This is a genomic window from Burkholderia sp. B10 (genome assembly GCF_004368385.1).
Lineage (GTDB): Bacteria > Pseudomonadota > Gammaproteobacteria > Burkholderiales > Burkholderiaceae > Burkholderia > Burkholderia vietnamiensis.
Window position 1 is genome coordinate 1 of the sequence record NZ_PQMX01000131.1, and the last position, 8,252, is coordinate 8,252.

Sequence of the window (8,252 nt, forward strand, 5' to 3'; positions counted from 1 at the left end):
CAGCCGCCCAGCCGCCCAGCCGCCCAGCCGCCCAGCCGCCCAGCCTCAGGCGCTGCGCCGCAGCGCCGCCGTCTCGCGCGGCAGCGTGTCGCTGCGCGCCGCGCCGCAGCCGAGCAGGATGCCGGCGAGCAGCACGAGCAGATGCCCTTCGGCGAAATCGAGCAGCAGCGAGTTCGCGAGACTGCCGATCGTGAAAATCGCGAGCCACGCGAGCAGCAGATGCTTCGAGCGCGGATCCAGCCCACGGCTGCCGCGCGCGATCTGCACGATCAGGTTCACGAACAGCAGCACGCCGATCGTGCCGAGCTGCACGGCCATTAACAGGTACTCGTTATGCGGATTCGACGTGAGCTGGCCTTCGGCGGCCGTTTTGCCGGCCGCGAGCTTCTGGAATTCGAACTCGAGGCCGCCGGCGCCGTAACCGATCACCGGACGCATCCGATACAGCTCGAGGCCCTTCTTGTACCACTCGAGACGCAGCCCCGTCGACGTCACGGCGTCGGTCTGCCGGTACTGCTGCACTTCGGAGACGACCTTCGTGAGCCGGCCGTTGTGCACGGTACAAGCAGCGGCGACGAGCGCGGCGCCCGCCAGCACCAGCGCGCCCGCGGCGAGGCTGGCGCGCAGCGGCGACTGGCGGCGCAACACCAGCACGAACCGCACGGCCACGACGAGGATCAGCAGCAGCGCGATCACCTGCCCGGTGCGGCCCTGAAGCATCACGAAGACGTTGATCAGCGACCACGCGGCCACGCCGGCGTACGCGGCGCGCGCGAGCGCGCTGCGCGCCGACAGCGCGAGATCGGCGGCCTGGTAGAACAGCAGCGCGCCGAACATCCCGGCCGCGATGTGGTTCTTGAACACCCACGCGCGCGACAGCGGCAGCTCGGTCGAATGCGCGGGCCCGATCGAAGTCAGCCCGAGATAGTTGGTCGTCGACAGCACCAGGATCACGCACAGCGTGCCGAACCACGCACGGCGCACGATCGGCGCCCAGTTCGAGTGGCGGAACGCGAGCGCGGCAAACGGCAGCAACAGCAGCTTGTCGTACTTCGCGACCCAGTTCCATGCCTTTGGGTGCGGCGCGACCGTGTACGTGATGCTCGCGGCGAGCGCCGCAAGAATCAGCAGCGCCGCGAGCGACGCCGGCTCGGTGACGAACGAGCGCAGCTCGCGCCAGAATTCAGGAGAGATGACGAGCGCGGCAGCGAACAGTCCGCAGAACACGTTGGTCAGCGCGGTCGACACGGGCACCATGCAGAGCGCGATGACGGCGAAGGCGCGGGCGGCGGTGAGGCGCCGCGTGGCGGGGGCGGAAAACGAAAGCATCGGAACCTGTCGAATGAACGAATGCGGCGTGCAGGCGTCGCGCTGTTGCCGCGCGCTACGCCGGCGCCCGGGGGCGTAGCGCGCAGTATACGCGAAGCCGCCCGGGCCTCAGCATCGTTGCCGGGGCCGACTCAGCTGAACGCGCGCTTGATCCGCGAGCGCAGCAGCGCACGCTTGAGCCGCCCTTCGACGGCCGGCGTGTCGAGGGCGACGCGCGAGCCGGCGGCTTCGCCGCGATGCAGGTAATAGCGGTCGAAGGTTGCCTGCGTCATGCCCCATTTGTTCAGGAACTGACGGCGCCCGTCGTTCTTGACGATCTTGCCGGTGCTCTTCTGCTGGAAGTGATAGACGAGGCTGTCGCCGACGCCGAGGAAGATCCGGCAGCCGGCATCCCAGAATTTCATCGAGAAGTCGTTGTCGCTGCTCATCCCGGGCGACAGCTCGCTGCTGTAGCCGCCGATGCGGTGCCACCAGTCGCGGTGCACGAGCGTCGGCGGCCACGTCGAGCCGAGCCAGTCGGCGCGGGCGAGTCGCGGCGCGGCCGCGACCAGCCCCGCCGCGTCGAAATGTTCGGCATCCCGGCCGAAATTGCTGACGACGACGCACGGATTGCGCGTGTCGACCGGCTCGACCATCGTGCCGGACAGCATGAACAGATCGGTCGGCATCTGCTCGATGCGGCGCACGAGCGCGGCGTCCCAGCCGGGGCAGCAGTACATGTCGTCGTTCATGTAGACGACGTAGTCGCGCGTCGCGCGCGCGGCGGCGAGGTTCACTGCGTGGCAGATGCCGATGTTGGCCGGCGACGCGGTGTGCTCGATGCCTTCGCTGCGCACCCAGTCGAGCGTGCCGTCCGAGCCGTCGTTCACGTGCACGATGATCTGGTGGTCGAACGCGGAATGGCGGCGCAGGCTGTCGACGACGAGCTTGAGGTACGGCAGGTTGTTCCAGGTCGGAATGATGATGGAGAACATGGCAGGTCGAGTCGGTGGTCGTCGTGTCGGCGGCGCGGGGCAGGGCTCGCGCCGCGCGGGCAGCCCGGCATTGTAACGCCGGGTCGGCCCGATTCCCGCACGCCGGCTCCCGCGGATGTCCGGCATGCGGCGGCGCTCAGCGCGCCGCTTCGTGGCCGAGCTTCAGGAACCGGTAGTACACCGTTTCCGCGTTGAAGACGGCGATCATGAAGCCCGCCCGGCCATCGAGGAAGCCGCGCCGCAGCACGTAGGTGCGCACGAACGCCCATGCGCCGCGCGCGAGCGCCTTGCCGAAGCCGCCGCGCTGGCCGGCCGCGCGGCGCTGGCGCGCACCCGCGGTCGAATAGGCATCGAGCTTGCGCACGACCGTTTCGAAATCCTCGTACGAATAGTGCATCAGCTTGCCGGCCAGTCGCTGCGCGGGCGTGTCGAACACGAGCCGTTCGTGCACCAGATCGTCGGAAAAGCGCGCCGTGCCGCGCCGGAACAGCCGCGGCACCCAGTCCGGATACCAGCCGCTGTGGCGGATCCACTGGCCGCAGAAGCTCGACAGCCGGTCGAGCGCGTAGACCTGGGCGGCTGGCGCGCGGATCGCCGCGCGGATCGATTCGGCGAGTTCGGGGCTCACCACCTCGTCGGTGTCGAGCGACAGGATCCAGTCGGTGTCGAGCGCATCGAGCGCGCGGTTCTTCTGCGGACCGAAGCCCGGCCAGTCGCGCTCGACGATCACGCGCGCGCCGTGCGCGCGGGCGATCGCGACGGTATCGTCGGTGCTGCCGCCGTCGATCACGACGATGTCGTCGGCGAAGGTCAACGCGTCGAGGCATTGCGCGAGCCGCGCGGCCGCGTTGAGGGCGATGAGAGCGACGCCGAGGGTGGGTTCTGCCATGAAATCGTCGAAAGGGCGGAGAAAACGGTGAGCGGGAGTATACCCGCGCGTCGGCAGCGGCCGTGCCCGCGGGGGCGGTGCAGCTATAATGTTGGGCCTTTTTCGGCACCCGCCGGACGAGGCGAATCCCTGGCGCCGACGCGCCGGGCGCCGCGTCGCGGCTCAAGAAGGATTGCCTTGGAAACCCAGAACACTCTTCGCAAACCGATGGACGGCGCCAGCACGTCGCCGGTCACGGTCCTCAAGCGCCTGTGGCCGTACATCCGGCCGCTGATCGGCATCGTGGTGCTCGCCGTGATGACGATGGGCGTCGTCGCCGCCACCGAGGCCGGCATTCCGGCGCTGCTCAAGCCGCTGCTCGACCACGGGTTCGGTTCGCACGGCAGCGATCGCGCGAAATGGTACGTGCCGATCGCGGTGATCGGGCTCGCGCTCGTGCGCGGCGTGTCGCAGTACGCGTCCAATTACCTGCTCAACTACGTATCGAACCGCATCCTGCTGCAGCTGCGGCTCGAGATGTTCCAGCGGATGATCCACACGGGCGCGTCGTTCTTCCAGCGCGAGACCGCGAGCACCGTGATCAACGCGATCGTGTTCGAGGTCAACCAGATCCTGTCGGTGCTGACCGGCGTGATGGTCACGCTCGTGCGCGATTCGCTGACCGTCGTGTTCCTGCTCGGCTACCTGTTCATCCTGAACTGGCGGCTCACGCTGATCGTCGCGGTGATCCTGCCGGGCATCGGCTGGCTGGTCAGCAAGATCAATCGCCGCCTGCGCCGCCTGAACCGTGAGCACCAGACGCTGACCAACGAGCTGTCGTACATCGTCGAGGAGACGGTCGGCGGGTACAAGGTCGTCAAGGTGCACAACGGCGAAGCGTACGAACTCGACCGCTTCACCTCGATGAGCAAGCGCCTGCGCGGCTATGCGATGCGCATGACGATCTCCGGCGGCCTCGCGCAGCCGCTCACGCAATTCCTCGCGTCGATCGCGCTCGCGGTGGTGATCACGATCGCGGTCGTGCAGTCGACGAACGACCAGACGACGGTCGGCGGCTTCGTCGCGTTCGTCACGTCGATGCTGCTGGTGATTTCGCCGCTCAAGCATCTGATCGACGTGAACCAGCCGCTGCAGCGCGGCATGACCGCCGCCGAGCTGATCTTCGGGCTGATCGACGAGCCGGCCGAGCCGCAGGGCGGCGGCCGCGAGCTGCCGCATGCGCGCGGTGAGATCGAATTCCGCGACGTGTCGTTCGACTACGGCGCGGCCGAGCGGCCGACGCTCGACCGCATTTCGTTCAAGGTCGCGCCGGGCGAGATGATCGCGCTCGCGGGGCCGTCCGGCAGCGGCAAGACGACGCTCGTGAACCTGCTGCCGCGCTTCTTCGATCCGACCGGCGGCACGATCCTGGTCGACGGCGTGCCGGTCCGCGACTTCGACATCCACGCGCTGCGCGGGCAGATGGCGATGGTCAGCCAGGACGTGGTGCTGTTCAACGACACGATCGCCGCGAACGTCGCGTACGGGCAGACGCCGGACCGCGCGCGCGTCCAGGCCGCGCTCGAAGCCGCGAACCTCGCCGACGCGGTCGCCGCGATGCCGGACGGGCTCGACACGCTGGTCGGCGGCAACGGCATGCGCCTGTCGGGCGGCCAGCGGCAGCGGCTCGCGATCGCGCGCGCGATCTACAAGGACGCGCCGATCCTGATCCTCGACGAGGCGACCTCCGCGCTCGACTCCGAATCCGAGCGTCACGTGCAGGCCGCGCTCGAACGGCTGATGGAAGGCCGCACGACGCTCGTGATCGCGCACCGGCTGTCGACCATCGAACGCGCGGACCGCATCCTCGTGCTCGAGGCCGGCAAGATCGTCGAGTCCGGCAGCCACGACGAATTGCTGCGTCACGGCGGGCTCTATGCGCATCTGCATCGAATCCAGTATCAGCAGCAGGCGGCCTGACGTTCGACACATGCCCCGTGCGCCCCGCGTGCCATGTGCTAGCCTTGATCGTGCAGGCCCGGTTGTTTCCTGTTCGGCATGACGACACGGAGGGAAGAACGATGACGAAGATGCACGGGATGATGCTGGCCGCGCTGGTCGCGGCAGGTTTCGCGGCGCCGGCCGCGATGGCGCAAGGTCACGGGAACCAGGGCAACTACGGCGATCACGGCGGCCCCGGCATGCACCGCGGCCACGGCCCGAAGCACATGCCGCCCGGTCAGGCGATGCATCGCGACGACGACGTACCGCCGCGCTGGGCCGATCAGCCTCGCCGCGACTGGCACCGGGGCGACCGGCTGCCGCCCGAATTCCGCGATCGCCAGTACGTCGTCGACGATTGGCGCGGCTACCATCTGAGCGCGCCACCGCGCGGCTATCAGTGGGTCGGCGTCGGCGGCGATTATCTGCTCGTGCAGATCGGCTCGGGCATCGTGTTGCGGGTCGGCCCCTAACCGTTTCGCCCGATCGCTGCCGCACCAGGCTGCCGGGGCCGGCGCCCCGGCGATCGCCTCGCGTGCGGCCGGACCTAGCCCGCGGCGCGGCGAAACCAGCGTCGCTCGATCAGCGACATCGCCCAGCACACGCCCAGCGCGCACACGGTGCCCAGCGCCACTTCGCCTAGCCGCATCAGCGGAATGTCCCACAGCGGGCCGTTGCCCGGAAACAGCAGCACGATCGTCGCGGTCACGCCGCCGAGCCGTGCGGCGCTCCCCACGTTCAGACACCAGCACACGACGATCGCAACGGCGACCGTGATCGCATACGCGAGCAGCCGGTCGCCGCCGAGCGCGGCGCCCGCGAAGCCCGTCAGGCCACCGATCATCGCGCCGATGAACTGGTCGCGCGACAGCGACATCGTGTCCGAGTAGTTGTGCTGCGTGACGGCGATCGCCGTAATGGCGGCCCACACGGCCTGCTCGGTGTGCAGCGCGCGGCCGATCGCGAAGGCGAGGCACGCGCTGCAGACGGCCTGCAGCGCCATCAGCGCGCCTTGCGCGAGCCGTTCGCCGAAGGTCAGCCCCTTGAGCAGATCGAAGATCGACTGCTGGATCTGCCGGCGGGCTTCGTTGAATGTCCTGATCGTATTCATCTGGTCGGTCGGGGAAACAGCGGACAGCAGCGCGGCGTCAGTGCGCCTGTTCGGGCGACGCGGGCGCCGGCTCGCCGACGTTCGCGTCGCCGTTTTCGACGCGCGTTTCCGGCATCGCGAGCCACACGAGCAGCACGGCCAGCGCGCCGGCCGCGGCCAGCCCGAAGAAGCTGACGGCGTTGCCGAAGTGATCGGCGACGTAGCCGGCCACTGCCGTGCTGAGCGTCGCGCCGATGCCGGCCGCGAGGCCGAACAACCCGATGCACAGGTTGTAGCGGCCCTTGCCGGCGGCGACGTCGGCCGCGATCAGCGGCAGCATCACGCCGAACACGGCCGCGCTGATGCCGTCGAGCATCTGCACCGGCACCAGCAGGTACGGGCTGCCCACGCCGGCAAACAGCAGCGCGCGCACCGGCAGCGCGGAGAAGCCGAGCAGCAGGATCGGCCGGCGGCCCCAGCGTTGCGCGGAGCGGCCGACCCACGGCGACAGCATCGCGACGATCGCCTGCGGCACGATGATGCACGCGGCGATCACGAGCTGCACGTTCTCGCCCATCCCGGCCGTGACTTCGCCGGCCGCCAGGTTCAGCATCGCCGCGTTCGACAGGTGGAACAGCACGACGCACGCCGCGAAGGTCAGCATCCGGCGATCGCGCAACAGCTCGAGCAGCGTCTCGCGATCCTCGCCTTCGTCGGCATCGTCGCGCTCGTCGGGCTTCGACGCATGCGGGATCACTTCGTGCGTCGGCTGGATCATCGCGAGCGCGAACAGCGCGGGCAACGCGAGCACCGCGGTCAGCCAGAACACCGCGCGCGCGGAGAAATACTCGCCGGTGAGCCCCATCAGGCCGGCGGCCACCGCGCTGCCGATCGAGGCCCAGCGCGCGTTGCGGCCGAGGCGGTCGCCGAGGTCGGCGCGGCCCACCAGCGAAAACGAAATCGCGGCCATCGCCGGCACCAGCATGCAGCTCGCGAAGCCGTGGAACACCTCGGCCGCGATCACCGGCACGATCGTCGGGCTCGACGCGAGCAGCACCGCGGACAGGATGATGGCCGCGATCGCCCATGCGGCCGCGCCTTTCTTGTTCTTCAGCGCATCGACCGCGGCGCCGCCCGGCACCTGGCTGACCATCGCGCTGATCGTGCCGATCGACAGCACCATGCCGATCTCGCCCTGCGTCCACTTGTGCGACGCGAGGTAGGACGCGATGAACGGCCCGAATCCGGTTTGAACGTTTGCAACGAAGAAGTTGAGCCAGTCGAGCGCCCGGAGGCTGCGCACGCTGACGGCATGCTTGATCGTCATCGGGCAGCACTCGCAGGCGAAGCCGGCACGGCGGCAGGCGGTGGCGATACCACGACGATCGGCTTGTCGGCCGCATAGGGCGGCGCCGCCTTGATCTGCGCGTCGTTCAGGTCGAGCTGCGGATGCAGCGCCTTGTCGCGCGTGACGAAGCGCAGCGCGCCCCAGCTGGCCACAATCGAGCGTCGCTCGGTATTGACGAGGCCGCCGAGGTCGAGCACGACGGCCTGCGGCTGCGCGCCGCGGTCGATCAGCACGTCGATGACGCGGCCGATCTTCGTGCCGTTCGGGCGTTCGACGTCGCTGTCGAGCATCGGCAGTCGCGTCGCCGGCGACGCCGCGGCCGAGCCCGACAGCGGCACGGCCTTGGGCCGTGCGGCGGGCGGCAGGTCGCCCGCCGGCACGTCGAGCACGATCGGCTCCTGCTTGCCGCCCGGCGTGAAGCGGAACACGCTCCACGGGAAGCTGACCTTACGGTCGCCGATGCCCATGAAGCCCTGCAGATTGACGATCATCTCGCGCGGCTTGCCGCCCGCGTCGACGACCATGTCGACCGCGCGGCCGACCACCTTGCCGTTGCGGCGGGCGACTTCGCTGTCGAGCAGCGCGTGGATCTGCGAACGCTCGATCGGACGCGTTGCAACGAGCGGGGGCGGCGGTGGGGGC

Annotated in this window: 8 protein-coding genes; 2 read left to right on the forward strand and 6 right to left on the reverse strand. The window is 69.3% G+C overall.

Annotation, left to right across the window (positions count from 1 at the left end; translation table 11 throughout):
- Nucleotides 1-45: 45 nt before the first annotated feature.
- From C3Y15_RS30645 to C3Y15_RS30655, 3 genes are all read right to left on the reverse strand, one after another.
- On the reverse strand, nt 46-1,329 hold the full coding sequence (locus tag C3Y15_RS30645; RefSeq protein ID WP_059696046.1) for an O-antigen ligase family protein: 1,284 nt from the start codon (nt 1,327-1,329) through the stop codon (nt 46-48).
- A gap of 131 nt (nt 1,330-1,460) precedes the next feature.
- Complete coding sequence (locus tag C3Y15_RS30650) at nt 1,461-2,303, reverse strand: glycosyltransferase (RefSeq protein WP_011885594.1); 843 nt, start codon at nt 2,301-2,303, stop codon at nt 1,461-1,463.
- Nucleotides 2,304-2,439: 136 nt separating this feature from the next.
- On the reverse strand, nt 2,440-3,192 hold the full coding sequence (locus C3Y15_RS30655) for a glycosyltransferase family 2 protein (RefSeq protein WP_034194044.1): 753 nt from the start codon (nt 3,190-3,192) through the stop codon (nt 2,440-2,442).
- Between the two features lie 207 nt (nt 3,193-3,399).
- Here C3Y15_RS30655 and msbA point away from each other — a divergent pair, with 207 nt between their 5' ends.
- Nucleotides 3,400-5,151, forward strand: coding sequence for a lipid A export permease/ATP-binding protein MsbA (msbA, locus tag C3Y15_RS30660; protein ID WP_041493869.1), 1,752 nt, complete (start codon nt 3,400-3,402; stop codon nt 5,149-5,151).
- A 101-nt stretch (nt 5,152-5,252) separates the two neighbouring features.
- A complete protein-coding gene (locus C3Y15_RS30665) occupies nt 5,253-5,645 on the forward strand; it encodes an RcnB family protein (RefSeq protein WP_011885591.1) in 393 nt (130 codons plus the stop codon).
- A 74-nt stretch (nt 5,646-5,719) separates the two neighbouring features.
- Here C3Y15_RS30665 and C3Y15_RS30670 read toward each other — a convergent pair whose 3' ends face one another.
- The 3 genes from C3Y15_RS30670 to C3Y15_RS30680 all read right to left on the reverse strand — a co-directional run.
- Nucleotides 5,720-6,283, reverse strand: a complete 564-nt coding sequence (locus tag C3Y15_RS30670) for an FUSC family protein (protein WP_014723395.1) — start codon at nt 6,281-6,283, stop codon at nt 5,720-5,722.
- A gap of 37 nt (nt 6,284-6,320) precedes the next feature.
- Nucleotides 6,321-7,589, reverse strand: a complete 1,269-nt coding sequence (locus C3Y15_RS30675) for an MFS transporter (RefSeq protein ID WP_045578911.1) — start codon at nt 7,587-7,589, stop codon at nt 6,321-6,323.
- Nucleotides 7,586-8,252: PRC-barrel domain-containing protein (locus C3Y15_RS30680; RefSeq protein WP_134206932.1), on the reverse strand; the 667-nt coding region annotated here is incomplete at its 5' end. The genes C3Y15_RS30680 and C3Y15_RS30675, both read right to left, overlap by 4 nt.